This window comes from Bradyrhizobium sp. CCBAU 65884 (assembly GCF_028128835.1).
GTDB lineage: Bacteria > Pseudomonadota > Alphaproteobacteria > Rhizobiales > Xanthobacteraceae > Bradyrhizobium > Bradyrhizobium ottawaense.
Genome location: NZ_LBJU01000114.1, coordinates 82,104 through 107,813 on the forward strand (window position 1 = coordinate 82,104; position 25,710 = coordinate 107,813).

A 25,710-nucleotide genomic window follows, 5' to 3' on the forward strand; every position below is an offset into this window, starting at 1 on the left:
TCCAGAGACCAGAGGCTTTTAACCGCAGCCGCAAACGGTCGCCGGACCCGAGGTTGCGGGGGGAAAGCCACCACTTTATGATGATTGATCAATTTGGTGACGCGCTTTTGCTGAATCTGCATTAAGACGCGCTCCCGTTCCCCTCCTGCTCAAACAAGTTGGACCAAATGCTTCGAGGAATGCGCAAGGCCTCATCAAACTGGCTCGGCAAGACCATTATGGCCGTGGTGATGGGCGTGTTGATCGTCAGTTTCGGCATTTGGGGCATCGCCGACATCTTCAAGGGCTTCGGGCAGTCCACGGTGGCCAAGATCGGCAGCACCGAGATTTCGTTGAACGAGTTCCGCCAGATCTACACGGACCGCCTGCAACAGATCAGCCGCCAGTTCGGCCGTCCGCTGACGCCCGACCAGGCGCGTGCCTTCGGCCTCGACCGCCAGGTGCTGCAGCAGACGATCGCCGAAGCCGCCCTCGACGAAGAGGCGCGCCGGCTCGGGCTCGGCCAGTCCGACGACCAGATCCGCCAGGTCATCATGAACGACCCCAACTTCAAGGGCGTCGGCGGCAGCTTCGATGCGAACCGGTTCCAGGCCGTGATCCGCAATTTCGGCTATACCGAGCAGCGCTACGTCGCCGAGCAGCGCAAGGTGTCGCTGCGCCGGCAGATCACCGGCACGATCGGCGCCGGCCTCGAGCCGCCGAAGGCCATGATCGACGTGCTGACGCGCTTCCAGAACGAGCAGCGCGCCATCGAATTCGTCAGGCTCGACGCCGCCCAGGCCGGCCAGATCGACGCGCCCTCGCCCGAGACGCTCGCCGCCTATTTCGAGGATCATAAGGTCCAGTTCCGCGCGCCCGAATACCGCAAGATCTCCTTCGTCGTGGTCTCGCCGGAAGACATCGGGAAGTGGAGCGAGGTCTCCGACGAGGACGCCAAGAAGGTGTTCGAGCAGCGCAAGGACCGGCTCGGCACGCCGGAGAAGCGCCAAATCCAGCAGATCGTGTTTCCCAACGTGACCGACGCGCAGGCCGCACGCGAGCGCCTCGTCGGCGGAATGTCGTTCGAGGATCTCGGCAAGGAGCGCGGGCTGAGCGCCTCCGACGTCGACCTCGGCCTCGTGACCAAGTCTTCGCTCGCTGCCGCCGTCGGCGATGCCGCCTTCGCGCTTCCCGCCGGCGAGATCAGCCAGCCGATCCAGGGCGGGCTTGGCGTCGCAATCGTCAGGGTCGACAAGATCGAGCCGGGCAAAGAGGCGGACTACGCCAGCCTTGCCGGCGACATCAAGCGCGAGATCGCCACCGAGCGCGCGCGCGTCAAGGTCGCCGATCTCCGCGACAAGATGGAAGACGAGCGCGGCGGCGGCGCCAGCGTGATCGACGCGGCGCAGAAGCTCGGCCTCACCGCCGTGACCATCGACGCGGTCGACCGCTCCGGCCGCGCCCCCAATGGCCAGCCGGTCGCCAACATTCCGCAGGGCCTCGACGTGGTGTCGCAAGCCTTCAACACCGATGTGGGCGTCGACAACGACTCGATTTCGTTCAAGGGCGGCTATGTCTGGTACGACGTGCTCGCCATCACGCCGTCGCGCGACCGTAATCTGGACGAGGTCCGCGACCAGGTCGAGGCGCGCTGGCGCCAGGACCAGATCGCCACCAAGCTCAAGGCCAAGGCGACCGAGATGGTGCAGAAGCTCGAAGCAGGCGGCAAGCTTGCCGATGTAGCCGCAGCGATCGGCGCCAAGGTCGAGACAGCAACCGGCTTCAAGCGCGACGATACGCCCGCCAGCGTGCCCGCAGCCGTCGTGGCGGCTGCCTTCCGCACCGCCAAGGACGGCGTCGGACAGACGCCGGTGACGGGGGGCACCGAGGTGATCGTGTTCCGCGTCACCGACATCGTCGAACCCGCGGTTGACGCCGCCTCCGACGCGGTCAAGAAGCTGAAGGAAAGCCTCGACCGTGCCCAGACCGAGGAGCAGGTCGCTTCCTACGTCAACAAGCTTGAAACCGACATCGGGACCACCATTAATCAGGCCGCCTTCGCGCAGGTGACCGGCGCGAACCAGCAGTAAGTTGAAAGCACGCGATGGACGACCTGAAATCGATCATTGGAAAAGTGGCGACCGGCGCCAGCCTGTCGCGCGAGGAAGCGGCTTCCGCCTTCGACGCCATGATGTCGGGCGAGGCCACGCCCTCGCAGATGGGGGGCCTGTTGATGGCGCTGCGGGTGCGCGGCGAAACCGTGGACGAGATCACCGGCGCCGTTACGGCGATGCGTTCCAAGATGCTGAGCGTGACGGCACCGCCTGAAGCCGTCGACATCGTCGGCACCGGCGGCGACGGCTCCGGCTCGGTCAATGTCTCGACCTGCGCCTCCTTCATCGTCTCGGGCGCCGGCGTGCCGGTGGCCAAGCACGGCAACCGCGCGCTGTCGTCGCGCTCGGGCGCCGCCGACGTGCTGGCCTCGCTCGGGGTGAAAATCGACCTCAGGCCCGATCAGGTCGGCCACTGCGTGCGCGAATGCGGCATCGGCTTCATGTTCGCTCCCGCCCATCACCCGGCCATGAAGAACGTCGGCCCGACCCGGGTCGAGCTTGCGACACGCACGATCTTCAATCTGCTCGGCCCCCTGTCCAACCCGGCCGGCGTGAAGCGGCAGATGGTCGGCGTGTTCTCGCGGCAATGGGTGCAGCCGCTGGCGCAGGTGCTGAAGAACCTCGGCTCCGAATCCGCCTGGGTGGTGCACGGCTCCGATGGTCTCGACGAGATCACCCTCACCGGCCCGACCTTCGTCTCCGCGCTCAACAATGGCGAAATCCGCAATTTCGAGGTGACGCCGGAGGACGCGGGCCTGCCGCGCTGCGAGGCAGGCGCGCTCAAAGGCGGTGATGCCGACGCCAATGCAATCGCCCTGCAGAGCGTGCTCGACGGCAAGCCGAGCGCCTACCGCGACGTCGCGCTGATGAACGCCGCCGCCGCGCTGGTCGTGGCCGGCCGCGCCAAGGACCTCAAGGAGGGCGTCGCGATCGGCATGAAATCGATCGACAGTGGTGCCGCCAACGCGAAGCTGAAGCACCTGATCGCGATCTCGAACGGCTGAGCCTGACATGTCGGACATCCTGACCAAGATCGAAGCCTACAAGCGCGAAGAGATCGCCGCCGCCAAGCGCGCGCAGCCGCTGTCGGCGGTCGAGGTGAAGGCCAAGGCGCAAGCCGCACCGCGCGGCTTCGTGCGCGCGATCAAGGCCAAGCACGCCAATGGCGACTACGCGCTGATCGCGGAGGTGAAAAAGGCCTCGCCGTCGAAGGGGCTGATCCGCGCCGATTTCGATCCGCCCCAGCTCGCCAAGGCCTATGAGGCCGGCGGCGCGGCCTGCCTGTCGGTGCTGACCGACACGCCCTCGTTCCAGGGCCATCTCGACTTCATGGTGGCGGCGCGTGCAGCGACGGCACTGCCGGTGCTGCGCAAGGATTTCATGTTCGACACCTATCAGGTGACTGAGGCGCGCGCGCACGGCGCCGATTGCATCCTGATCATCATGGCCGCGCTCGATGATGCCACGGCAAAAGACCTCGAGGATGCCGCGCTCGCCTACGGCATGGATGTGCTGATCGAGATCCACGACCGCGCCGAGCTCGACCGCGCGCTCAAGCTCCGCTCGCCCATGATCGGGGTCAACAACCGCAATCTTCGCACCTTCGAGACCACGCTCGCGACCAGCGAAGCACTGGCGCCGCTGATCCCCGGGGATCGGCTGATGGTCGGCGAAAGCGGCATCTTCACGCCCGCCGATCTCGCCCGGCTCGAGCGCGTCGGCATGTCGACCTTCCTGGTCGGCGAGAGCCTGATGCGGCAGGCCGACGTCACCGCCGCGACGCGCACGCTGCTCGCGCGCGAGACGACGGCGCGCGCGGCGGGCACGCGCTGATATGGCGCGCAATCCGGCCAAGAAGGCCGTCCCGGCCCTCACCCATATCGGCGCCTCCGGCGAGGCGCGCATGGTCGACGTGTCGGACAAGCCGGCGACCGAGCGGCTTGCGGTCGCGGAAGGCCGGGTCGTCATGACCAAGGCGACGCTCGATCTGATCGTGTCCGGCAATGCCAAGAAGGGCGACGTGCTCGGCACCGCCCGCATCGCCGGCATCATGGCCGCCAAGCGAACCTCGGAGCTGATTCCGCTCTGCCATCCGCTGGCGCTGTCGAAGGTGACGCTCGACATCGAGCCCGACGCAAAACTGCCGGGCTGCCTCGTCCGCGCCAGCGTCAAGGTAACGGGTCCGACCGGCGTCGAGATGGAGGCCCTCACGGCCGTCTCGGTCGCCTGCCTCACCATCTACGACATGATCAAGGCGGTGGAGCGCGGCGTGCGCATCGAGGGCATCCATCTGGTCGAGAAGCTCGGCGGCAAGTCCGGCCACTACCGCGCCTGACTGCGCAATCCGCTCTATTTCGCCTCGCGCTGCCGCTCGCGATAAGCGCGCGTCTTCATCCGGTTGCCGCATAGCGTCGACATGCACCACCGCCGCGTCGATGGTTTCGACCGGTCGAAAAACACCCGGCGGCATTCCTCCGACGCGCACATCTTCAGCCGGTCCAGCGTTCCCACGAGGGTTGCGTCATGAAGCTCGATCGCGATGGCCGACAGGCCGGCGAGCGCATCCTCGCGCGCTGCTGACAGCGTCGCGCCACGGCCTGCGTGCGCCTCCACCCGCAACGGAAACGGCGCCAGAGCGTCATTGAGCCTGCCGAGAACGCTCTTGTTCCGGAGCCGCTCGCTCGGCTCACACTGCAGATAGGCACGCAAGGCCTCGCGCATCCTCAGCGCAGTCTCGAACATTGCGGGCGTGACATGGCCGCCCTTGGCGCCAAGGCCGCGTTCCCGCATCCAGTCCGCCAGGTCCTTCGGGCCGCCAAGCGCATCGCTCTCCGGGTGCTCCACGCCGAAATGCGTGAAGTGGCGGACATCGAGCGTGTTGGCGAAATCGTAGAGGTTCGCCAACGCGTCCGGAACCTGGAATTTGCGCGACTCTTTCGACATCGGAACTCCAAAGATTTTGAACACCAGTAAAACAGATTTACCGGTTGACAGCAAGCAACACCTGTATCTTATCTATACTGGTGTCGAACGATCCTTCGGGGTCGAGCGCCTCCAATCATCGGAATGGAGAATCGAGCCGTGGCCGACGCCCTGCACTATCTCGAACTCACCGCGCTCGCGGCACGCCTCAAGGCGCGCGAAATCTCGGCGCTGGAGGTGACGCGCGCGCAACTTGACCGGATCGATTCCATCGACTGCGATCTCGACAGCTACGTTCACGTATTGGCGGAAACGGCCATGGCCGAGGCGGAAACCGCGGACGCCGACATCGCGCAGGGCCGGTATCGGGGGCCCCTGCATGGCGTGCCGATTGCGCTCAAGGACCTGTTCTGGACCGAGGGCGTTCCGACGGCGGCAGGCACCACGCTTCATCGCGACTTTCGTCCCAGTGAAGACGCAACCGTCGTGCGCCGGCTCAAGAGCGCGGGCGCCGTGATCCTCGGCAAGGCGCAACTCACCGAGGGTGCCTATGCCGATCACCATCCGCTGGTGAAACCGCCGAAGAATCCGTGGAATGCAAGCTACTGGCCGGGCATCTCGTCCAGCGGCTCGGCGGTCGCAACGGCTGCCGGACTTTGCTTCGGCTCGCTCGGCTCCGACACCGGCGGTTCGATCCGCTGGCCCTGCGCCGCCAACGGCCTGACCGGAGTGAAACCGAGCTGGGGCCGCGTCAGCCGCCACGGCACCTTCGAGCTTGCCGCGACGCTCGACCATGTCGGACCGATCGGCCGTAGCGCCGCCGACGCCGGCGCACTGCTCGGCGTCATCGCCGGACACGATCCGAACGACCCGACGTCGCTGGTCGATCCGGTCCCCGACTATCTGGCCGCCGCCGCACAGGACGTGCGGGGCTTGCGGATCGGCGTCGATCCCGCCTGGAACAGCGACGACGTGGACGTTGCGACCCAGCGCATGCTGGCGGATACCATCGATGCTTTCCGCGCGCTTGGCGCCGACACCGTCAATGTCCGATTTCCCGACGTCACGCAGGCGATCGCCGACTGGACGCCGAACTGTGCGGTGGAAGCTGCGGTCGCTCACGAGGCGACCTATCCCGCCCGCAAGGATGAGTATGGTCCGATCCTCGCCTCCGTGCTCGAGACCGGCCGCGCTCTCTCTGCTCTCGACTATCAGAGGATCCTGCTGCGACGGCTGGCGCTACGCGGCCGGGTGACTGCGCTGTTCGAGACCATCGACCTGCTGCTGATCCCGGTGCACCCGTTCCCGCCAGTGACGCTTGCCATGATCCAGACGCTCGGCGAACAGCCGGATCTGATCGCGAAGCTGCAGCGCTACACCTGCCCGTTCGACATGACCGGTCATCCCACCATCACGCTGCCAGGTGGTGCGTCCGCGGACGGACTGCCGATCGCGTTCCAACTCGTCGCCGCCCATCTGGGCGAGGCCACGCTCGTGCGCGCCGGCGCGGCCTTCCAGCGGGTCACGTCCTGGCATCGCCGCCATCCTTCCCTCACCTCGCGGAGGCAGCATTGACCACTCGATCCACGCTCGCTCAGCGAAACATTTTCCATGGCTGGTTCGTCGTCGCGGCGGCATTTGCCGTCATGTTCGTCGGCTTCGGCTCCGCCTACACGTTCAGCGCATTCCTCGAGCCGCTCCAGCGCGATTTCGGCGCCTCGCGCGGTTCGATCTCGCTGGTGTTCTCGATCGCGGGCTTTCTGTACTTCGCGCTCGGCCTCGTCAGCGGTCCACTCGCCGACCGGTTTGGCTCGCGTCCGCTGGCCGTCGCCGGCATGATCCTGGTCGCGGTCGGACTTGCCGCCGCGAGCGCTGCCCGGTCCGTCGTCGAGGTCTATCTCGCCTACGGGCTCGGCGTCGGTCTCGGCGTCGGCTGCGCCTATGTCCCAGCCATCGGCGCGGTGCAACGCTGGTTCGTCAGACGCCGCGGCTTTGCCTCCGGGCTCGCGGTGAGCGGCATCGGGCTCGGCACGCTGGCGATGCCGCCGCTCGCCTCATTGCTGATCGCCTCGGTGGGCTGGCGCGGCGCTTATCTGGTGCTGGGCGCGATTGCGCTGGTGCTGGGCGGCGGGATGTCCTTGCTCATCGAGAACGATCCGAAGCACCGCGGGCTCGGACCCGACGGTGATCCGCCTCGCGATGCCGCGGGCGCCAACAACGCCGGCGGCGCATCCGTGCGCGAGGCCATCCGGTCGACGCGGTTTGTCGCTCTCTACCTATCGTGCCTGGTCTGCTCGTTCGGAGCCTTCGTCCCGTTCGTCCACCTCGCGCCCTATGCCCGCGACCACGGGGTCGCGGCATCCTCCGCTGTGCTGCTGCTCGGCGTGATCGGGGCCGGCAGCACCGCAGGCCGCTTCTTTCTCGGCGCACTCGCCGACCGGATGGGCCGCGACCGCGCGCTGATCATGGTCCTGACCGGAATGGCGCTCGCGATGGCGATCTGGGCCATTGCCGCTGATGTCTGGACCCTCGCCGCTTTTGCCTTCATCTACGGCGTGTTCTACGGCGGCTGGGTCGCGGTGCTGCCCTCTGTGGTCATGGACTATTTTGGCGGACGCAATGTCGGCGGAATCATCGGCATTCTCTATACCAGCGTGGCGTTCGGCACGCTGATTGGCCCGAGTGCGGCCGGCTTCGCCTACGACGTCAACCACAGCTACACGATGCCGATCCTGATCAGTGCCGCCGCGAACATCGTCGCGGCGCTGATCGTGGTGGCGATACTGGCGCGCAGCGGCACCCGCGCGATCAGCGCAGCGACGCGCTGATCGCGGTGAATTTGCTGTTGAGCTTGGCGCCCATGCCGTTCACGACGGTGATGATGGCCAGCGCGATGCCGGCCGCGATCAGGCCGTACTCGATCGCGGTTGCCCCACGCTCGTCGGCAAGGAAGTTCTTCAGGGTGCTTTTCATCGTTGCGTCCTCTCTGTGTCGTCAGCGGGCATCTCGCAAATCACGTGCCAATGCCGAGGCGAGGATCCTCAACACGTTAGATGGTTAGGCCTTGGTTGATTGTGGGATAGCCGGCAGGAACTGACCGGCACCTTCGAACGCCTTCGGCAATTCCTGCCCGCTGTATCGCGGACCTCGGTTGCATTTGCGCGCGGCCGTTCACACAGCGTTAACCGCGCTTCCTAACTTCGCCTCCACACCGTTCCCGTAAACCAACGGGTGTCTTCGGGGCCAAGAATTGATCCTGACGTGTGCACGGCAATGATCCAGCATGATGACGAGATTCGGCAGTCGCCTCTTTGACCACGCCTTCGTGCGCAGCGGACCGATCCGCTGGCTGGTGGTGGGCGGCGCCCTGCTGATCGCGGCCATCGCCATTGGCTCGGTCCTGATGGCGCAGAATTTCCGCGAGCGGGCGCTGCGCAACTCCAGCCGCGAGCTGGAAAACACCGTGCTGCTGCTCGCCCATCATTTCGATCAGCAATTGCAGGATTTCGCGGTCATCCAGAAGGACTTCGTCGATCACGTCCGCACGACCGGAATCAGGACCGTGGAGGACTATCGCAAGCGCCTCGCCGGCGAGGACGTCCACCGGATGTTGCGCTCGAAGATCGAGGCGCTGCCCTACATCGGCGGCGTCAACATCATCGATGCCGAAGGCAATCTGATCAATTCATCGACGGCATGGCCGGCTCCGAAAGTGAACGTTGCCGACCGCGCCTATTTTCGCACCTTCAAATACGATCCCTATTCGCCGGATGTCCTGATCGAGCCGTTGCACAGTCGCATCTCCGGCGCCTGGACCGTCCTGATCGTGCGCAGGATCGTCGGGCCGAACGGCGAGTTCCTGGGTGTCGTCGGGCGCGGGATCGAGCCCGCCAATTTCGAGAAGTTCTTCGCCTCCGTCGTGCTCGGCGAAGGCGCGACGATCTCGATGCTGCATCGGGACGGCACGCTGCTCGCCCGCTATCCCCATTCCAGCGAATTGATGGGGCGGAATTTCAAGAACGGGACGTCCGCACAGCAGAGAGTCTTCGGCCTCGATCACTTCGCCGGACGATTCATGAGCCCCGTCGACGGCGAAGACAGGCTGATCTCCTCGCGCGCCCTGCCCCACTTCCCGATCCTGATGATGGCCACCACGACGCGCGCCTCCGCATTGACGGACTGGCGCGAGCAGATCGGCATCCTGATCTCGGTGGCCGCCTCTTCCGCACTCGCCATCGCAGGCGTGCTGATCGCGGTCGTGCGCAAGCTTCTGGAGCAGCACCGCCTCTCGCGGGAACGGCTGACGCTGGAAAAGCAGCGGCTCGATCGTGCCGTCAACAACATGACGCAGGGCCTCTTGCTGTTCGACGCCGAGCAGCGGCTGGTGGTCTGCAATCAGCGCTATCTCGAAATGTACGGATTGTCGGCCGAGATCGTGAAGCCCGGCTCGAGCTTCCACGACATCATCGCCCATCGCAAGGCGACCGGCTCGTTCACGGGCGACATCGACGACTATGTCGTGCGCGTGCTGAAGGGCGTCCATACGCGCAATTCCATGGTGGTCGACACCTCCGACGGCCGCTCGATCCACATCCTCAACGAGCCGCTCACGGACGGCGGCTGGGTGGCGACCCATGAGGACATCACCGAGCGCCGCCGGATCGAGGAGCGCATCACCCACCTCGCCCATTACGACGCGCTGACCGACCTGCCGAACCGCACCATGTTCCACGAGCATCTGCGCGAAGAGCTGGCCGCAGTCGGCAGCGACGAACAGATCGCGGTGCATTACATCGACATCGACGAGTTCAAGGGCGTCAACGATGCGCTCGGCCATCTCGTCGGCGACGAGCTGTTGAAATCGATTGCCGCAAGCCTGCGCCGTTGTGCCGGCCCGGCGGATTTCGTGGCGCGACTCGGCGGCGACGAGTTCGCCATCGTCCAGAGCGCGGTGACGTCGCTCGACCAGGTCAACGAGCTCGTCGCGCGGGTCTTCGCGGCCATCCGCGCGCCGTTCGACTGCATGGGCCATCATCTCACCACCGACGCCAGCATCGGCATTGCGCTTGCGCCGGAACACGGCACGGCGCTCGACCAGGTCCTCAAGAACGCGGACATGGCGATGTACGCCGCCAAGTCGGCCGGACGCCGCAACTATCGATTCTTCGAGCCGGAGATGGACGCCAAGATCCGCGAGCGCCGGCAGCTCGAGAGCGACCTGCGCCACGCCATCGCCCAAGGGCGGCGCGATGGCGGCCTCGAGGTCTATTACCAGCCCTGCCTCAGCCTGAAGGATGATCGCATCACGGGCTGCGAGGCATTGGTGCGCTGGCGTCATCCCGCGCGCGGCATGGTCTCGCCGGCGGAGTTCATCCCGATCGCCGAAGATACCGGCCTGATCAACGAGATCGGCGAATGGGTGCTGGCGACCGCCTGCCGGGACGCTGCGAACTGGCCCGACGACATCCGCCTCGCCGTCAACGTCTCGCCGGTGCAGTTCAAGAGCGGCACGCTGGCGCTGAAGATCATGGCGGCGCTGGCTGCTTCCAACCTGCCGGCGAGCCGGCTCGAGCTCGAGATTACAGAGGCGGTGCTGATCCGCGACGACGACACGGCGCTGGCGATCCTGCACCAGCTCCGCGCCATCGGCGTGCGCATCGCGCTCGACGATTTCGGCACCGGCTACTCGTCGCTGAGCTATTTGCACCGCTTCCCGTTCGACAAGATCAAGATCGACCGCTGCTTCGTCGACGACATCGGCGGCCCCGACGGCTCGGCCAGCATCGTCCAGGCCGTCGTCAACCTGGCGGCCGCGCGCCGCATGACCACCACGGCCGAGGGCGTCGAGACCGAGGAGCAACAGCGTCTGCTCCGCGCGCTCGGCTGTTCCGAGATGCAGGGCTATCTGTTCAGCGCCGCGAAGCCCGCCGACAAGGTGCTGGAGCTGTTCGCGCTGCATCGCAGCCGGCTCGCCCAGCGCGGCGGCGCGAAAGCCCGCCGCCGCGAGGCGAGCTAGGTCGGACCTCGGTTGTCGGCACAGCGGCATTCCCAGAAGCTTTCCTCGAGACATACAACGCATGTCTGCTCGAGACGCTCCTTCAGGGCGTGTCGCGCGCGATGAAGGCGAACGGTCAGGTTGTTGACGGTCACGCCCAGATCGGCTGCGACGAGCTCCCGCGACTCACCACCGAGGTCCAACCTTCTGATCACTTCGGCATGCTCCGGCTTCAGCAGGGATAGATGGGTATGAAGGCACTCGCAGACCGCGGCGTTCGCCGCGGCCTCCGGATCGGCTGCGAGACGTTCGTTCAGCTCATGCGGGAACGGTATCTCCCGCGTTCTGCTCTTTGACATCTGACGGTGAAAGTCGGCGATGGTGGTCGCCAGGACCCTGCTCAACCAGCCTCGGACCGAATCCGCGTCGCGAATGTCGCCGGACCGCTCCAGCGCGCGCAGCATGAACGCCTGGAGCACCTCCTCCGCTTCCGCCTTCCCGCCAAAGCGTCGCTGCAGATAGCTGCGGAGGCGATCGTAACTGCCGACGAGGGCGGCACGAACGACGCCGTCCTGCGCATCCGGGGAACCGGCTGTCCGCACTGGAAGACTCTCGTTCGGCGATTTCATGACGCATCGTCCTTGCGTGACATTCGGCAGATTGCTTCGTTGGAGCGGGAACGCGTCAAATCGGTCACGGCGGCGATCCGCGGATGCGGCAGCCCCCGAACAAGAGTCGCGAAGATCACCGCTCGAACGTCGCTCACGCGGTCACCTCGCCTTCCGCAAGCCGATGATCGCGACGTCGGCGTTCTTCCGCTCAACACGCAGCGCACGCGATCAACGACCGAGACCGGTCCTGTCGCATCGCGGTGTGCGAAGTCTGGGTACGCATCGCCGTCATCCGCCGGGGCATGGCGCCCCTCGCAGACGTGCCGATCCGCGCTCAAACCTGGAGCGACGCAGTTCGATCTTCGGGAGCTATCTCAGGCGATGGGGGGCCGGTAGTGACGGCGGAACGCACCCGCGTCGCCGATCACATCAGGCTGCGCTTCACAGCGCGCATGGGGCACGACGAACTCCGCAATCGCGGGAGCTTGAGGCGACACGGCGCTGAAGCACAGCACCGAGCCGCAGCAGGTGGCATGCCGGTCGCCAGGCCGGCCCTGATCGTCGTCGCAATCCCCGGCCATCGCAACGTCATGCGAATGCACAGTGGCACCTTCATCGTGCGCGTGCTCATGCGCGGGCTGATCGGCCGGATGCTCGCATTGAATCGATGCATCCAGAGCGGTCGAGATCGCAAGCGACGGTGTCATCGAGGCAAGCAGATATGCGATGGCGACAAGCCATCCCCACCACCTTCGCCTTGGCTTTCTCAAGCCAATCATCTGTGCACCTAATGCCTCGACCCGGAACATATAGCTCTGGTTGCAGGGACGGCCAACAGAAAACGACACGCGCGGCATCGTCAATGCAAGAGCGACGATGAGCGTCGTGCTCTGCGCAGGATTTCAAGGTTCGGCGCCTCTATCCGGCCGCGCGATTCATCGCGAAATGAGCCTCATATTTTTTTGCCGAATTCTGTAATGTGTAGCACCCATCTCCGTCGCACGCTCGAACCGGTCAATGATGCTTCATCCAGCCGACGCCCTTGATGTCATTGAACGAGTCGGTCCTGTGGCACAGAAAGCATTGATTGACCGATGCGTGCTCCTGCCCCGTGATCATCCGGTCCATCATGACGAAGTGGCCCATATAGTGGCTCGGCGGCGCCTGATGGCATTGGGCGCAGTCCCTCGACGTTGGCGAGGGGTGCAGGAAGCCTGCGATTTTCCAGGACGCGAGCCCATGGCATTCCGCGCAGTCCCGTCCAAACAATTCGCGGTGCGGCTCCCGGTTGCTGTGGCAGCCGGCGCAATCGAGCTCCGCCCTTTCCCGCCGGTCGGACTTTGGCAGGCCGAGAAATGTCTTCAGGTCCGCCGTCAATTGATCGGAAGCGGCCCGGCCGGACAATGCCCCGCCGGGTGGAGGCCTTGCGATTTGCAACAGCGAGGCGTGATCCATCCTGATCGGCCGCCGCTCGCCGATGTGCTCAAGATGGCAGCCGGAACATTGACCGCCCGCCGCGGCGTGAAACGCCGTCGATTGCTTGGCGAGATCCCCGGCGGAAGGCGCATGACAGGAAATACAGGCCACCGGATCGACGCCTCTGACCGGCGTGTGGCAGCTCTCGCATTTGTCGGACAGAAATGCATGCTTCTCGGAAAGCGGCCCTGGCGTCACAAGCCTCGTCCACCCCGGAACGACCTCGGAGCTGCCCCGATAGAGAGCGATCAACACAACCGCCGCGCTCGCGACGACCAGTGTCGCGACCACGGCATAGAGCACGCCCCTGATCGTCACGCGAGCCACCGCAGCCCGTAGTAGACCTCGGCCGCCACATGCACCACGAGCAACGCATACATGACGATCGCCGCCATGACATGCAGCCCGATCCACTGCAGGAAGATTCTCTTGATTGCTTCGCTCGATCCGATCGCCGATTCGAGGTCGGAAATGCCATCGACGAGCTGCAGCACGGGCACATTCTGCAACGCCGATGCAGGCACGGCGGCCCCGTCACGCACCCCCCGATCGGGCAACGACATAGCCGACGCCATGTGCTCATAGGCCGACCTCAAGGTCGCCAGATGCGACTGCTGCTGACGGAGTTCCATCGCGGTCTGCGGCAGGTAGTAGCGCCCGACAAATCCGGTGGCGACTACGACCAGCATGCTGGCCACCAGCGCGATCCCGAGCGGACTTTGAAATTTGTGGCCCGTGTGCAGAAGCGCGAAAAATGCCGCGACGATTCCTGCATAGGCGTGAAATGCCAGGAGCGTCGGCATCGACACGCATCGCGTGACCAGGGCCTTCAAACCCACGCTGTATTTCGTCATCGGATAGACGAGAAGAAGAATGATCAGCACGGCCGCACCGGCGCCGAGGACAAAGCCGGCGAGGCTTCCTGCGAACCTGATATCGGAGTGCAGCAGGAACGCCGGCACCAGCAACAACAGGGCCGCCAGAGTGACGTCGGCGATCAGGCGCCCTCTCCGATCCATCATGTCAGGCCTCGACGACCAGATCGCCGACCGATCTCGCCTGGCAGGCCAGGATCAGACCGTTCCCCTTGTCGTCCGCGGTCAGGGCGTCCTGGACTTCCATCGTGACGTTTCCTTGCAACAGATGTGTCTTGCAGACGCCGCAGACCCCGACCCGACAGGAATAATCGATCGAAACGCCCGCACCTTCGGCCACCTCCAGGACGCTTTTGTCCGGAGGCAGCGCCACAACCCTGTCGGATGTCGCAAAGCGAATGGTCGCCGTTGCAGGACCGACTGTTGCAGCCCCTTGATTGCTCGCCTCAGTCGCCGGCATTTGCGCTTCGGCCGCGACTTTGCCGGGAGGTGGAACGGCGCCGCGGGCCGGCCCAAAGGCCTCCGTCTTGATCTGCTCGCGCGGCACGCCGAGCCCGATCAAGGTTTTCCTGAGCGCGTCCATCATGCCGGGCGGACCGCACAAATTAACGCGTCGTCTGGTGAGATCGGGCACAGCCTGCGTCAGGAACTCGGCCGTGATTTGCCCCTCGCTTCCCATCCACGACGTGCCCGCGGCCCGCACCATCGTGGCCGCGACGTGCAGATTGTTCATCCTGCGCTGGAGATATTCCAGCTCGTCCCGGAAGATGAATTGCTCGGTCGTCTGCGCGCCATAGACAAGGTAGATCTGGCCGGGCCACGCGATGTCCGAGAGATACCGGATCGCCGCCATCAGCGGCGTGATGCCGACCCCGCCGCCGATCAGGACGACGCTGCCGGCTTCCGTGCCGGTGAACGTGAAGGCGCCGGAGGGGCCCGCAACCTCGATGAGATCTCCCGCCTTCAGCTGGTCATGCATGTAGTCCGACAGAAGCCCGCCGTCTTCGCGCTTGATCGTGGTCTCGACATAGGCGGTCTGGGCCGCGGACGACGCGATCGTGTAGGAGCGCCTGACGATCTGTCCGTCGATCTCGATGGCGTAGGTCAGGAACTGTCCTGGCAGGAACGCAAACGGAATCGCGCCGCCGTCCGGTGCCTGCAGACGGAAGGTCTTCACGTTCGGCGTCTCCTGATAGATCGCGCAGATCTTCAGTCTGCCCTTCCAGGAGCGGCCCGGTTCGACTCGTGCAGTGTCGCGATTTGTCTGTTGCGCAGGTGTCACCACGGCCTTCTCGTCCGGCGAGCTGACGGCCGTCGCGGATGGGACGGCCACGGCAACAGCCGGAACGGCCGCAGCGCGCGTCAGCCGATCGACCAGCGCGTTCGCCCGGCGCATGCGCGCGACATAGACGGCAATCAGCGTGAGCGAGAACAGCACCAGCAGCGCCATGGTCGTGACGTGAAACCAGGAGATTCCGTGCGTGCCGTCATCCGCAGCCATGGCACCGCGTTGGGGCAGCAGGTTCATCTGCGACTTGAACCACGCCTGCGCGATCTGCTGCGGCGGCTTGCCCTCGTGCAACGAACGCAGCGCGACCACGCCGCTCTGAACCGCGTTCAGGGACTCGCGAAGCCGCCGCGACGCCTGATCCGCCGCGACGCTATCGCCCCCGGCGATAGCGTGCCGCAGATCCATTTCGGCAGTCGCCAGCCGATCGGCCTCCGCGCTGATCCGCTCGCGCGCCTGAACCTCAAGCCTGCCCCGCTGCTCGGCGGACAGCGCCGGCATGTCCATCAATGCCGGATAGAACTCCTTGCGCGGCCGGCCCATCATGCCGTCCATTCCACCCATCATCCCCGGCGTGGCGCCGCCGGGCGGCACATCGGCCGCACCGCCTGCGGAGCCGGACGCCGCGGGATGATGTGCGGCGTGGTCGTCCTCTGCCTGCGCCAGCTCCCAACGCTGAGCGACCTGCCCCGTCGGATGCGCGCGGCCGAGGCCGAAGTCTGATTCGGGCGCGGCATTCGCCACAAGCTGGCTCGTCAGGACGACGAGCGCAGACAGGCCGACTCGACAACGAAGGGGCAGACCGAACATATCTCGCGCTCACCTCGACGATCAGAACGACGCAATCAAGGGCAGCAGGATCGTGTCGGCCGTCTGCTTCTGGCTCTCGTTCAATGACGCGTAGAGCCGCGTGAAGGCCTGGCGGGCCGACTTGATGGCCTCCAGACGCTCGGACAAATGCCGTTCGTAGTGCTCCAGACGATCGGCGCTTCCCGACCTGTCATCCATCGCGAGCATCTTGCGCGCTTCCAGCAGGTGCTGCCGGCTCGAACGCAAGGCGTCGGCGACACCGTTCCAGTCGGCGGCCTGCTTATCGCTGATCTGCAGCTCGGCCTTCAGGAAGGCGATCCGCCCCTCGATCCGCTCTGTCACATCCACGGGGCCGCTCATCGCACCGCTGCTGCCGGACGAACCCATCTGGCCGCGCATCATTTTCTCCATCATTTGCATCATCTGCATCATGCCGGAATTGTCCTGGCCTTGCGGCGGCATCTTCATCTTGTTGTCGTCGTTCATCCGACCGCCGCTCATGTTCTGCGTCTGCCCCGCTGGCTGGCCCATGTTCATCTTGTCGCTGGAATCCGACGGGGCCGGCATCTTCGACATCTTGTCGTCATCCATCATCGCGGACTGCGTATGGCCAGCGGCGATCGCGGACGACAGCCCAACCGGCCCCAGGGCAAGGACGGCAAAGGCGGCTGCGCTCAAGGCGAATTTTCTCGAAAGGTCCATGGTCTTTCTCCAGGGGTTTGATTCGGATGGTTCTCTGCTCATCGAGATCTGCGATGAGGACAGCGTGGGGCGGGTCAGGCCATATAGACGCGAAGCGCCGGCAACTCTTACGCACGGAGGTGTCAAAGGCCGCTGCGACCAACTCGGAGGTCGTCATTCGCCAGCCTCCCCGCGCTGCTCGGACGATTGGCTTCTGTCCACGCCCTTCGACCACGTCCGGTAGTAAGCGACGATCGTCATGATCCACAGGCCGGCGGCACCGACCAGCAGCTGGGCCCACAACCCCTCGGATCCGGACTCGAGCACGAAATGCGCGACGAACGACAGAAAGAGGCCGACACAGAACACGGACAGCGACTGCTGACCGCATCTGATCAAGGGTTGGAGCACCGGTGACCTCAGACCGGGCCAGTCGATCGGAATGAGCGAGACGACGATGAACACCAGGCTCGCCAGATGGATGACGCGATAAGGCCCCAGATTGGTCTTGTCGTTTGGAATGAAGACGGCGGCGAGCCCCTCGGGAATGTAGTCCCGCAGTCCCGGAATTCGTTCCGCCAGCGTCATCGCGAGCGCAAGGATCAGGAAGCCGCTACTGAGGACGAGCAGCGTGCGGGACGACAGCAGCCAGCGGCTTGCCGCCGCCCCTCCCAACGCCAGCCAGGCTCCGAATACGAAAAGCAGTTGCCAGGCGAACGGATTGAAATACCAGACTCCTGCCGGATAGGACGGCAGATTCAATTCGTAATGTCGGGCGGCCAGATAAAGACCGAGCGAGCCGATCATCACTGCATTGCGCCATCGCAGCATGAACCAGAGCACGACGGGAAACGCGGCCATCAGCACGATGTAGAGCGGCAGAACGTCGAGATTGAGCGGCTTGAACTTGAGTATCAGGCCCTGCGAGAGCGTCTCGACGGGAAAATTCATGAGCGGCGCGACGTTGAACTGATCCATCAGATGAAGATCGTCAAAGCTGTGCGCGATGTAGTGCACGGCCGTGAGATAGACCAGGAACAACAGCAGGTGAGCGACATAGAGCTGCCACACCCGCCGCAGCAGCCGGGTTGCGCCGATGACGAAGCCACGCTCCATCATCATCGAGCCGAATACGAACGTCGCGGTGTAGCCGGAGATCAGCACGAACAGATCGGCGCCATCGCTGAAGCCGTAGTTTCGCGTCGTGAACCAGGCGAGCGCAGAATCTGGAATGTGCCCGAGAAAGATCAACCAGTTCGCCAGGCCGCGAAACAGATCCAGTCGCACATCGCGCCGTTGCTTGACCAGCACCGACCTGATCGTGATCGTTTCCCACAACCGGCGACGCAAGAGAAACGCAACTTGCAAGGGCCGACCGGGGGCGTGAATGGTCTCGTCAGTCAACGGTGCGTTCTCCATCTCTATCTCTGCGGTCAACTTTTGTCGGATCGCAACCGTGTCGCCGCTCATTCGCGCGGCACGCTAGGTTGCGTCATCGACGCAGGTTTGACGGACATCAAACCCGATCGGCGCACCAGCCAAATCTTTTTGTGATTCAATCGCGTAATGAATCGAGGCGCCCGTCGTCCTCCACCGGAAGAGTCATCGGCCACGACATCTCTCGGCATGCTCGAGGGCTTTGCGCGCGACCTGCGATTTCTCGCAGCGGCGAGAATTTTTCTCTGTAAGAAGATCGACGTTTCTCGTCGCCTGCGGCAACACGGCGATCCGCGCAACGACGCTCGCGAGTGCGCGCGTCGACATTTGATCTTGCTCAACCTACACAATCAAGCTCCGGGTTTGGTTGCTGCTCGATCGAGCCACCGGGACTTGATTGACACCAACTCGACGAGATCAACAGGAGAAACCAGAATGAGTCACCGCAAGCTGATCGTCGCCGCCGCGATCATGTCGTTCGTTGCGTTGCCCGCCATGGCACAGAAGAGCACGGCCGATGAGAAGAACGGCCATCACTACTCGGGCGGACCGAAGACCGAGGTCCCTCACCATATGGGCAAGAAAGAGAGCGACGGCGGGACGACCAGCGGATCTGGCGGCAGCCACCATTACGGCGGCGGACCCAAGACCGAAGTCCCGCATCACACGGGTCCGAAGAAGCAGCAATGACGATCGCGCAGTGATTCCGCCGCTCGCGAACGCCCAAAACGAATTCGCCCGGGAGCGGACATCCACTCCCGGGCGATATCGATCTCTGAAAGTCGAAGACCTTAGTTCGGCACCGCCGCCTTCGACGCGGGCTTGGCGGCCACCGCGTTGGCGGTGACGCCGTGCAGGAAGTCGTACGCGGCATGCAGGGCCTTGTCGTCCTCCTCCTTCGGCGGAACATAGGACTGCGATCCGGTCTGCTCGCCGCCCTCGCCGGCTGAGAGATGCCCGCGCATCTGGGACTCCGCCATGGTGTCCATGCGGCCCTTCAGCTCCGGCGGCACGTCCTGCAGGATCTCGATGTCGGGGGCGATGCCCTGGGCCTGGATCGAGCGGCCGGACGGCGTGTAGTAGCGCGCGGTGGTCAGCGCCAGCGCGCCATTGCCGGCACCGAGCGGAATGACCGTCTGCACCGAACCCTTGCCGAACGAGCGCGTGCCGATGATGGTCGCACGCTTGTGATCGTGCAGTGCGCCGGCCACGATCTCGGAAGCCGAGGCCGAGCCGCCATTGACCAGGACCACCAGCGGCTTGCCCTTGGTGAGGTCGCCGCCATGCGCGGTGAAGCGCTGGGTCTCTTCCGGACTGCGGCCGCGGGTCGAAACGACCTCGCCGCGCTGGAGGAAGGCGCTCGACACCGACACGGCCTGGTCGAGCAGACCGCCCGGATTGTTGCGCAGGTCCATCACATAGCCGGTGAGCTTCTCCTGCGGCACCTGCTTGGCGATCGCGGCGATCGCCTTCTTCAGGCCGTCGGTGGTCTGCTCGTTGAACGAGGTGACGCGGATATAACCGATGTCGCCGTTCTCGACGTGGAAGCGCACCGGGCGCACATGGATGATCTCGCGCGTGATCGCGACGTCGAGCGGCGCGTCAGCGCCCTTGCGCACGATGGTGAGCTTGGTCTTGGTATCGACCGGGCCCTTCATCTTGTTGACGGCCTGCTCGAGCGTCATGCCCTGCACGGCCTCGCCGTCGATCTTGCTGATGAGGTCGCCGGACATCAGGCCGGCCTTCGAGGCGGGCGTATCGTCGATCGGGGAAACGACCTTGACGAGGTCGTCTTCCATCGTGACCTCGATGCCGAGGCCGCCGAACTCGCCGGAAGTGGTCTCCTGCATCTCGGTCCAGGCCTTCGCGTTCATGTAGCGCGAATGCGGATCGAGCGAGGTCACCATGCCCGTGATCGCGCCTTCGATCATCTTGGCGTTGTCGGGCTTCTCGACATAGCTCGCCTTGACGCGCTCGAAGACCGTACCGAACAGGTTGAGCTGGGAATAGGCATCGTCCGCGCTCGCTGCCGCCCGTGCCGCCCATACACCACCGTGCGGGCTGGCGACCAGAAGGGTGAGACACGCTCCGGTGAGCGCGCCCAGAGGGAACAGCAGGGTTTTCCGCATGGATGGGCTTGCCTTTTTGCTTGGCGGTTCGCTTGAGCTTGCTTGGGCTCGTCTCTCGAGACCTGGGAAGCACACTTGGGAGGCGCCATGCAATTGGCGATCCAGTCCACTTCTCACAATACCATTCTGGTTTCTTCAAGGCCGGGATGCACCGCCGACCGGTACACCGCAAAAATCGCTTCGTTCGGGCCTAAACTTTTGGCAACGTTGCAGGACTGGCCCGCCCCCAAAGGGACCTAAAGGGGGAATCGGTGCGCCCGTCCACGCCGCGCAGCCATGCCATTTTAGGATGGTTTTGGAACGCTGGACGGGTTAGGCGATGACACAAGGCTTCAAATTCTCGGGAGGATAACAATGAACGAAGCACCCCGGATCCGGCCGGAACGGAACGTCGAGCTCGGCGCCAGCAACGAGCCGTTCCAAAACCTGCACGAATTCATTCGGAAAGCGCGGGCCAACCTCAACCAGAACGCCTGGGACTACATCGTCGGAGCCGCCGAGACCGAAACAACGATGCGCCGCAACCGCATGGCGCTGGACGAGATCGCCTTCCGGCCGCGGGTGCTGCGCGACGTCCGAAAGGTCGACGGCTCGATTCAGCAGTTCGGCCGCAAAATGCGCCTGCCGGTGGTGCTCGCCCCCGTCGGCGCGCTCGAGATCTTCGACCCGGATGGCGCGGCGAGCGTCGCGCGGGCTGCCGGCACCTTCGGCGCGGCGCACATGCTGAGCTCGGTGTCCGAGCCAGGCCTGGAGCAGACCGCCGAAGCCGCGCCGGATGCGCTGCGGCTCTATCAGCTCTATGTCCGCGGCGACGATGCCTTTGTCGCGGATGTCGTCAGCCGGGCCGAGAAGAACGCCTATGCCGGCTTCTGCCTGACCGTCGACACCGCCCATTACAGCCGTCGTGAGCGTGACATCGCCAAGCGCTACGTTCGCGAGAGCCGCCTGCGTGCCACCGGCGGCGATTTCCAGAAGGGCCTGGAGTGGCGGACCGTGAAGATGATCAAGGACAAGTTCAGGATTCCGCTGATCCTGAAGGGCATCGCCACCGCCGAGGACGCCCAGATCGCGGTCGATCACGGCGTCGAATGGATCTACGTCTCCAACCATGGCGGCCGCCAGCTCGACCATGGCCGCGGCGCCATGCATGTGCTGCCCGAGATCGTCGAGGCCGTGAAGGGCCGCGCCAAGATCATGGTCGATGGCGGCATCTGTCGCGGCACCGACATCGTCAAGGCGATCGCGGCGGGCGCGGACATGGTCGGGATCGGCCGGCTGCAATGCTGGGCGCTGGCGGCGGCTGGCGAGGCCGGCGTCGCGCGGATGCTGGAGCTGCTGGAGGACGAGGTGCTGCGCTGCCTCGGCCTTTTGGGCGCCACGTCATTTGCCGAGGTCGACAAATCCTGCCTGCATCCGGCGACCGCCACCAACGCACCGAGCGTGTTCAGCGCATTCCCGCTGTTCGACCACGATCCGTATCGATACTGAGTGAAAAGGACGCAATGACATCGCTCTCTCCCGGCAGCGCGGATGCGCTGCTGTTCGATCTCGGGCGCGTGGTGCTCGACATCGACTTCTCCAAGGCGATCGCCTGCTGGGCGGGACATGCCGGCTGCCAGCCCGAGGCCATCGTCGCGCGCTATGTGCGTGACGAGGCTTACCGGCTGCACGAGGTCGGCAAGATCAGCGACGAGGACTATTTCGCTTCGCTGCGTGCTTCGCTCGGCATCGGCATTTCGGACGCCCAGTTCCTGGAAGGCTGGAACGCGATCTTCGCCGGCGAGATGCCTGATATCGCCGAGCTGCTGCCGCGCGCGGCGAAACAGATGCCGCTCTATGCCTTCTCCAACACCAACCGGCCGCATGTTGACTATTTCTCGAAGGAATATGGCGAACTGCTCGGCCATTTCCGCGCGCTGTATCTGTCGTCCAGCATCGGCCTGCGCAAACCCGACGCGGAAGCCTTCGACCATGTCGTCGCCGCGATCGGCGTGCCCGCAGCACGTATCGTGTTCTTCGACGACCTCGCCGAGAACATCGAAGGCGCGCGGTCGCGCGGGCTGACGGCGGTGCATGTGACGTCGCCGCGCGACGTCGAGAACGCCTTGAAGGCATTGGGCATCTGACGATCTCCGCTCATCGGGAGGCGCCAACGTCGGGCAGCCCTCCCGGAGCCAATTTTGCCCAAAATGAGGAACCAGAGCGCTTTGTGCATTTTTGTACGGAGTTCCGGGAACGGAATGGCCCCTTCCGGACTCTTGAGTCCGTTGGGACTTCTACACCGGACTTATGGACGTGCTGGGCAAAACCTATCTCACCAAGCAAGCCTCTCTCCTGCTTGAATTCGCAAGAACCACCTCGGATTCTGACCTTTCCGCCAAGCTGATCAGCAAGGCCGCCGACCTGAAATCCCAGGCCGATCCGCTACCCGACAAGGATCAAGGGCCGAAGGCTCCCGACGTCGCGCTGGACGACGGGCCGGACCGGCCGAGCGGGAGTTGAGCGATGCCGGCCGTGGCACTCATCATTCTCGTCCTCGCCATGGCCACCCTCCTGCCGATCGGCCTCATTCTCTGGATCATGCCACGCCAAGCCTGAGCCTGCCTTCGATCCAGGGCCGGAAAGCGGCAAGATAAATCGTGCCCGCTCCGCATTTTTGCCTCTGCCCCCGCGCTCGGCTAGAAGACTGTCGGAACATTTCGTCCGAACGTGCCGAGCAGGAGTTTCGCCGTGGCCTTGATGCCGGTTTCCGACGCCCTTGCTGCGGTGCTGGCGGGTGCAGAGCCGCTGCCTGCAGAGATGGTTTCACTCGACGAAGCCTACCATCGCGTGCTCGCGCAGGACGTCGCTGCGCGGCGCACCCAACCGCCCCAGGCGATGTCGGCGATGGACGGCTACGCCGTGCGCGCGGCCGATGCGGCAACGATCGATTCCAGGCTGACGATGATCGGTGAGGTCGCAGCGGGCCGTCCGTTCACGGAAAGGGTCGGCGCCGGCGAAGCCGTGCGGATCTTCACCGGCGGCGTCGTTCCCGACGGCGCCGACGCAGTCGTGATCCAGGAGGACACGATCGCCGAGGGCAAGCACGTAACGATCAAGGAAGCCGCGATCGTGGGTCGGCACATCCGCCCCGCCGGCGTTGATTTCCGCGAGGGTGACGTCCTCCTGCGCAAGGGAACCCGTCTGACAGAGCGCGATCTCGCCCTCGCCGCTGGAATGAATCACCCGCAACTCGCCGTCTGCCGTCGTCCGAAGGTCGCGATCCTCGCCACCGGCGATGAACTGGTGATGCCGGGCGCGACGCCCGGGCACGGCCAGATCGTCTATTCCAACGGCTATGCCCTGCACGCGCTCGCCCGCAGCGAGGGCGCCGAGACCATCGACCTCGGTGTTGCCGCCGATACGCTGGAGGCCACCACCGCCGGCATCCGCCGCGCGCGCGAAAGCGGCGCCGACGTCCTGGTCACGACCGGGGGCGCATCGGTCGGCGACCACGATCTGGTCCAGCAGGCGCTGAAGGACGAAGGCATCGCGTTGGCGTTCTGGAAGATCGCGATGCGGCCCGGCAAGCCGATGATGCACGGACGCTTAGGGACGATGGGCGTCATTGGCCTGCCCGGCAATCCCGTGTCGTCCTACGTGTGCGCCTTCCTGTTCATGGTGCCGCTGATTCGCGCGCTGGCAGGCCGTTCGGTGATTCATCACCATCGCGAGCGCGCCGTGCTGGGCCGCGATCTCGGCGCCAATGACCAGCGCCAGGATTATCTGCGCGCGCGCCTGGAGCTGCGCGACGACGGCACGCTCGTCGCCCTTCCCGTCAGCCATCAAGACTCCTCTCTGCTTGCGAATCTTGCTGCAGCACAGGTACTTCTCGTGCGCGCACCGCTTGCGCCAAAGGCCGAGGCCGGCAGCCCCTGCGAAGTGCTGCGGCTCCCCGTCTGAACTGCGCGGCCACACGCATTCCGCGAGTTTCGCTCTGTTCACGGTAAATTAAGCAGTTGCGGAACATGTATCGAACATATAGTGTCCGTTCATGATTTGTTTCGAGGATGTAGCGGCTTATCGCTGAACTCATCGTCTCGGAATCGAACGACATCAACCGGGGGACTTTGGTCGAGATGTTAACGCGCAAACAATACGAGCTTCTGCGGTTCATCAGCGAACGCTTGAAGGAAAGCGGCGTGCCGCCGTCCTTCGACGAGATGAAGGATGCGCTCGACCTGCGCTCGAAGTCAGGCATCCACCGCCTGATCACCGCACTCGAGGAGCGCGGCTTCATCCGCCGCCTGCCCAACCGCGCCCGGGCCATCGAAGTGATCAAACTGCCGGAGCTCCAGGCTGCCGCCGGCAACCGACGCGGCTTCACGCCAAGCGTCATCGAGGGCAATCTCGGCAAGCTACGCGCGAGCTCCAGCCCGTCCGCGGACGAGGGCGAGCGGCCCGTTGCGGTGCCCGTGATGGGTCGCATCGCGGCCGGCACCCCGATCGAGGCGTTGCAGACCCGCAGCCACACCATCAGCGTGCCTCCGGACATGCTCGGCTCCGGCGAGCATTACGCGCTCGAAGTGCGCGGCGATTCCATGGTCGAGGCCGGCATCCTCGACGGCGACATGGCGCTGATCCAGCGCAACGAGAGCGCCGATACCGGCGACATCGTGGTGGCGCTGATCGACGACGAAGAAGCCACGCTCAAGCGCTTCCGCCGCCGCGGCGCCTCGATCGCGCTGGAGCCCGCCAATGCCGCTTACGAGGTGCGCATCCTGCCGCCGAACCGCGTGAAGATTCAGGGCAAGCTGATCGGGCTTTACCGCAAGTACTGATACCGGAAGTCTTCAGCGCCTCGCGCGCGCCTTCGGTCGGCATCGCCGATCAGAGATTGGAGCGGATTGATGGTCCGCTCCGGCTGGATAGTCTTTCTGGTTCTGCACAGATTGTCCGGCCCCTCCCCCTTTCGCGACATCCTCGGCAGGCCGCGCGAAGCAACATCGCTTCGCGGGCCTTGCGAGTTCGAGGGGGACAGCCCAACTGCGCCAGATCGTTTGAGCGCAGCCGCAGCAACGCTGGTCGCATCATGTCGCATCATCATGTCGGCTAGGACACGGCCGTGATCCAGAAAATCCGCAACGACCGCAATGCAGCGCGCACGCAGCCGAGCTGACGATACTCGGGCTGGCTGGTTTCGCCGGTCGTTGACGCGCGCCTGCCAAATGCACGGAAGCCGACTTTGTTCCTATCGAATTCGGAAAAGATGGAAAAGATAATGTGATCGGGGCTCGCGGATCCCAGCCGCAGATTTGCCTACAACCAAGCAGACCGTCACGTGCTTCCACTCTGGTAGGGGCCTGCGCCTCCGAAAGGGGTGCGGGTCGCTATCTCTGCATAGAGGAGCACCC

At 64.8% G+C, this 25,710-nt stretch carries 23 protein-coding genes; 13 read left to right on the top strand and 10 right to left on the bottom strand.

Going from position 1 to position 25,710, the window contains the following annotated elements; translation table 11 throughout:
• Positions 1-167: 167 nt before the first annotated feature.
• From XI03_RS16780 to moaC, 4 genes are read left to right on the top strand one after another with little or no spacing between them, the layout of a single operon-like run.
• Entirely contained in the window at positions 168-2,069 is a 1,902-nt protein-coding gene (locus XI03_RS16780) for a SurA N-terminal domain-containing protein (RefSeq protein WP_212428626.1), read from the top strand.
• A 14-nt stretch (positions 2,070-2,083) separates the two neighbouring features.
• Positions 2,084-3,097: an anthranilate phosphoribosyltransferase gene (trpD, locus tag XI03_RS16785; protein ID WP_038949803.1), complete on the top strand. Its 1,014-nt coding sequence runs from the start codon at positions 2,084-2,086 to the stop codon at positions 3,095-3,097.
• Between the two features lie 7 nt (positions 3,098-3,104).
• Entirely contained in the window at positions 3,105-3,926 is an 822-nt protein-coding gene (gene trpC / locus XI03_RS16790) for an indole-3-glycerol phosphate synthase TrpC (protein ID WP_271592716.1), read from the top strand.
• A gap of 1 nt (position 3,927) precedes the next feature.
• The gene (moaC, locus tag XI03_RS16795) at positions 3,928-4,428 is read left to right on the top strand and encodes a cyclic pyranopterin monophosphate synthase MoaC (protein WP_028141576.1); all 501 of its coding nucleotides are present in this window, start codon (positions 3,928-3,930) and stop codon (positions 4,426-4,428) included.
• A 14-nt stretch (positions 4,429-4,442) separates the two neighbouring features.
• Here the strand turns inward: moaC and XI03_RS16800 are convergent, their stop codons facing one another.
• On the bottom strand, positions 4,443-5,036 hold the full coding sequence (locus XI03_RS16800) for a CGNR zinc finger domain-containing protein (RefSeq protein WP_271592717.1): 594 nt from the start codon (positions 5,034-5,036) through the stop codon (positions 4,443-4,445).
• Between the two features lie 138 nt (positions 5,037-5,174).
• Between XI03_RS16800 and XI03_RS16805 the strand changes: the two genes are divergently transcribed.
• Together XI03_RS16805 and XI03_RS16810 are read left to right on the top strand one after the other, a co-directional pair.
• On the top strand, positions 5,175-6,590 hold the full coding sequence (locus XI03_RS16805) for an amidase (RefSeq protein ID WP_271592718.1): 1,416 nt from the start codon (positions 5,175-5,177) through the stop codon (positions 6,588-6,590).
• A complete protein-coding gene (locus tag XI03_RS16810; protein WP_038949799.1) occupies positions 6,587-7,843 on the top strand; it encodes an MFS transporter in 1,257 nt (418 codons plus the stop codon). Before XI03_RS16805 ends, XI03_RS16810 begins: the two co-directional genes overlap by 4 nt.
• Here the strand turns inward: XI03_RS16810 and XI03_RS16815 are convergent.
• On the bottom strand, positions 7,824-7,988 hold the full coding sequence (locus XI03_RS16815; RefSeq protein WP_038949798.1) for a Flp family type IVb pilin: 165 nt from the start codon (positions 7,986-7,988) through the stop codon (positions 7,824-7,826). The two genes, XI03_RS16810 and XI03_RS16815, sit on opposite strands and share 20 nt — an antisense overlap.
• A 310-nt stretch (positions 7,989-8,298) precedes the next feature.
• On the opposite strand from XI03_RS16815, the gene XI03_RS16820 reads away from it, so the two are divergent.
• Positions 8,299-11,031 carry a bifunctional diguanylate cyclase/phosphodiesterase gene (locus XI03_RS16820; RefSeq protein WP_271592719.1) on the top strand — a complete coding sequence of 911 codons (2,733 nt, stop codon included), beginning with the start codon at positions 8,299-8,301 and terminating at the stop codon, positions 11,029-11,031.
• Here XI03_RS16820 and XI03_RS16825 read toward each other — a convergent pair.
• The 7 genes from XI03_RS16825 to XI03_RS16855 form a co-directional block, all read right to left on the bottom strand.
• Positions 11,028-11,639, bottom strand: coding sequence for an RNA polymerase sigma factor (locus XI03_RS16825; RefSeq protein ID WP_271592720.1), 612 nt, complete (start codon positions 11,637-11,639; stop codon positions 11,028-11,030). The genes XI03_RS16820 and XI03_RS16825 overlap by 4 nt on opposite strands.
• Positions 11,640-11,995: 356 nt before the next feature.
• Positions 11,996-12,469 (bottom strand): hypothetical protein, encoded by a 474-nt coding sequence (locus XI03_RS16830; protein ID WP_271592721.1) that lies wholly within the window; start codon positions 12,467-12,469, stop codon positions 11,996-11,998.
• Between the two features lie 166 nt (positions 12,470-12,635).
• A complete protein-coding gene (locus XI03_RS16835; RefSeq protein ID WP_333935922.1) occupies positions 12,636-13,400 on the bottom strand; it encodes a class III cytochrome C family protein in 765 nt (254 codons plus the stop codon).
• An 11-nt stretch (positions 13,401-13,411) separates the two neighbouring features.
• The gene (locus XI03_RS16840) at positions 13,412-14,119 is read right to left on the bottom strand and encodes an iron reductase (RefSeq protein WP_271592722.1); all 708 of its coding nucleotides are present in this window, start codon (positions 14,117-14,119) and stop codon (positions 13,412-13,414) included.
• A gap of 1 nt (position 14,120) precedes the next feature.
• Positions 14,121-16,070: an FAD-binding oxidoreductase gene (locus XI03_RS16845; protein ID WP_271592723.1), complete on the bottom strand. Its 1,950-nt coding sequence runs from the start codon at positions 16,068-16,070 to the stop codon at positions 14,121-14,123.
• A 21-nt stretch (positions 16,071-16,091) separates the two neighbouring features.
• A complete protein-coding gene (locus XI03_RS16850; RefSeq protein ID WP_271592724.1) occupies positions 16,092-16,772 on the bottom strand; it encodes a Spy/CpxP family protein refolding chaperone in 681 nt (226 codons plus the stop codon).
• A 153-nt stretch (positions 16,773-16,925) separates the two neighbouring features.
• Positions 16,926-18,155: an OpgC domain-containing protein gene (locus XI03_RS16855; RefSeq protein ID WP_271592725.1), complete on the bottom strand. Its 1,230-nt coding sequence runs from the start codon at positions 18,153-18,155 to the stop codon at positions 16,926-16,928.
• A 468-nt stretch (positions 18,156-18,623) separates the two neighbouring features.
• Here XI03_RS16855 and XI03_RS16860 point away from each other — a divergent pair, with 468 nt between their 5' ends.
• Entirely contained in the window at positions 18,624-18,878 is a 255-nt protein-coding gene (locus XI03_RS16860) for a hypothetical protein (RefSeq protein ID WP_271592726.1), read from the top strand.
• A 101-nt stretch (positions 18,879-18,979) separates the two neighbouring features.
• Here XI03_RS16860 and XI03_RS16865 read toward each other — a convergent pair whose 3' ends face one another.
• Complete coding sequence (locus XI03_RS16865) at positions 18,980-20,317, bottom strand: S41 family peptidase (RefSeq protein WP_271592727.1); 1,338 nt, start codon at positions 20,315-20,317, stop codon at positions 18,980-18,982.
• Positions 20,318-20,671: 354 nt separating this feature from the next.
• On the opposite strand from XI03_RS16865, the gene XI03_RS16870 reads away from it, so the two are divergent.
• From XI03_RS16870 to lexA, 5 genes are all read left to right on the top strand, one after another.
• A complete protein-coding gene (locus XI03_RS16870) occupies positions 20,672-21,805 on the top strand; it encodes an alpha-hydroxy acid oxidase (protein WP_271592728.1) in 1,134 nt (377 codons plus the stop codon).
• A 14-nt stretch (positions 21,806-21,819) separates the two neighbouring features.
• Positions 21,820-22,443: an HAD-IA family hydrolase gene (locus tag XI03_RS16875; RefSeq protein WP_028141560.1), complete on the top strand. Its 624-nt coding sequence runs from the start codon at positions 21,820-21,822 to the stop codon at positions 22,441-22,443.
• Positions 22,444-22,612: 169 nt separating this feature from the next.
• Positions 22,613-22,819: a hypothetical protein gene (locus XI03_RS16880; protein ID WP_091965798.1), complete on the top strand. Its 207-nt coding sequence runs from the start codon at positions 22,613-22,615 to the stop codon at positions 22,817-22,819.
• A 228-nt stretch (positions 22,820-23,047) separates the two neighbouring features.
• Positions 23,048-24,259, top strand: a complete 1,212-nt coding sequence (locus XI03_RS16885) for a molybdopterin molybdotransferase MoeA (protein ID WP_271592729.1) — start codon at positions 23,048-23,050, stop codon at positions 24,257-24,259.
• Positions 24,260-24,435: 176 nt separating this feature from the next.
• Positions 24,436-25,137 (top strand): transcriptional repressor LexA, encoded by a 702-nt coding sequence (lexA, locus tag XI03_RS16890; RefSeq protein ID WP_026202323.1) that lies wholly within the window; start codon positions 24,436-24,438, stop codon positions 25,135-25,137.
• Positions 25,138-25,710: the final 573 nt, after the last annotated feature.

Bases quoted from the DNA above. Each gene is read 5' to 3' on its own strand.
- XI03_RS16865 (WP_271592727.1), bottom strand. From the start codon at position 20,317: ATGCGGAAAACCCTGCTGTTCCCTCTGGGCGCGCTCACCGGAGCGTGT.
- trpD (WP_038949803.1), top strand. From the start codon at position 2,084: ATGGACGACCTGAAATCGATCATTGGAAAAGTGGCGACCGGCGCCAGC.
- XI03_RS16845 (WP_271592723.1), bottom strand. From the start codon at position 16,070: ATGTTCGGTCTGCCCCTTCGTTGTCGAGTCGGCCTGTCTGCGCTCGTC.
- XI03_RS16850 (WP_271592724.1), bottom strand. From the start codon at position 16,772: ATGGACCTTTCGAGAAAATTCGCCTTGAGCGCAGCCGCCTTTGCCGTC.
- XI03_RS16780 (WP_212428626.1), top strand. From the start codon at position 168: ATGCTTCGAGGAATGCGCAAGGCCTCATCAAACTGGCTCGGCAAGACC.
- XI03_RS16860 (WP_271592726.1), top strand. From the start codon at position 18,624: ATGAGTCACCGCAAGCTGATCGTCGCCGCCGCGATCATGTCGTTCGTT.
- XI03_RS16815 (WP_038949798.1), bottom strand. From the start codon at position 7,988: ATGAAAAGCACCCTGAAGAACTTCCTTGCCGACGAGCGTGGGGCAACC.
- moaC (WP_028141576.1), top strand. From the start codon at position 3,928: ATGGCGCGCAATCCGGCCAAGAAGGCCGTCCCGGCCCTCACCCATATC.
- XI03_RS16800 (WP_271592717.1), bottom strand. From the start codon at position 5,036: ATGTCGAAAGAGTCGCGCAAATTCCAGGTTCCGGACGCGTTGGCGAAC.
- trpC (WP_271592716.1), top strand. From the start codon at position 3,105: ATGTCGGACATCCTGACCAAGATCGAAGCCTACAAGCGCGAAGAGATC.
- lexA (WP_026202323.1), top strand. From the start codon at position 24,436: ATGTTAACGCGCAAACAATACGAGCTTCTGCGGTTCATCAGCGAACGC.
- XI03_RS16840 (WP_271592722.1), bottom strand. From the start codon at position 14,119: ATGATGGATCGGAGAGGGCGCCTGATCGCCGACGTCACTCTGGCGGCC.
- XI03_RS16870 (WP_271592728.1), top strand. From the start codon at position 20,672: ATGAACGAAGCACCCCGGATCCGGCCGGAACGGAACGTCGAGCTCGGC.
- XI03_RS16875 (WP_028141560.1), top strand. From the start codon at position 21,820: ATGACATCGCTCTCTCCCGGCAGCGCGGATGCGCTGCTGTTCGATCTC.
- XI03_RS16820 (WP_271592719.1), top strand. From the start codon at position 8,299: ATGATGACGAGATTCGGCAGTCGCCTCTTTGACCACGCCTTCGTGCGC.
- XI03_RS16825 (WP_271592720.1), bottom strand. From the start codon at position 11,639: ATGAAATCGCCGAACGAGAGTCTTCCAGTGCGGACAGCCGGTTCCCCG.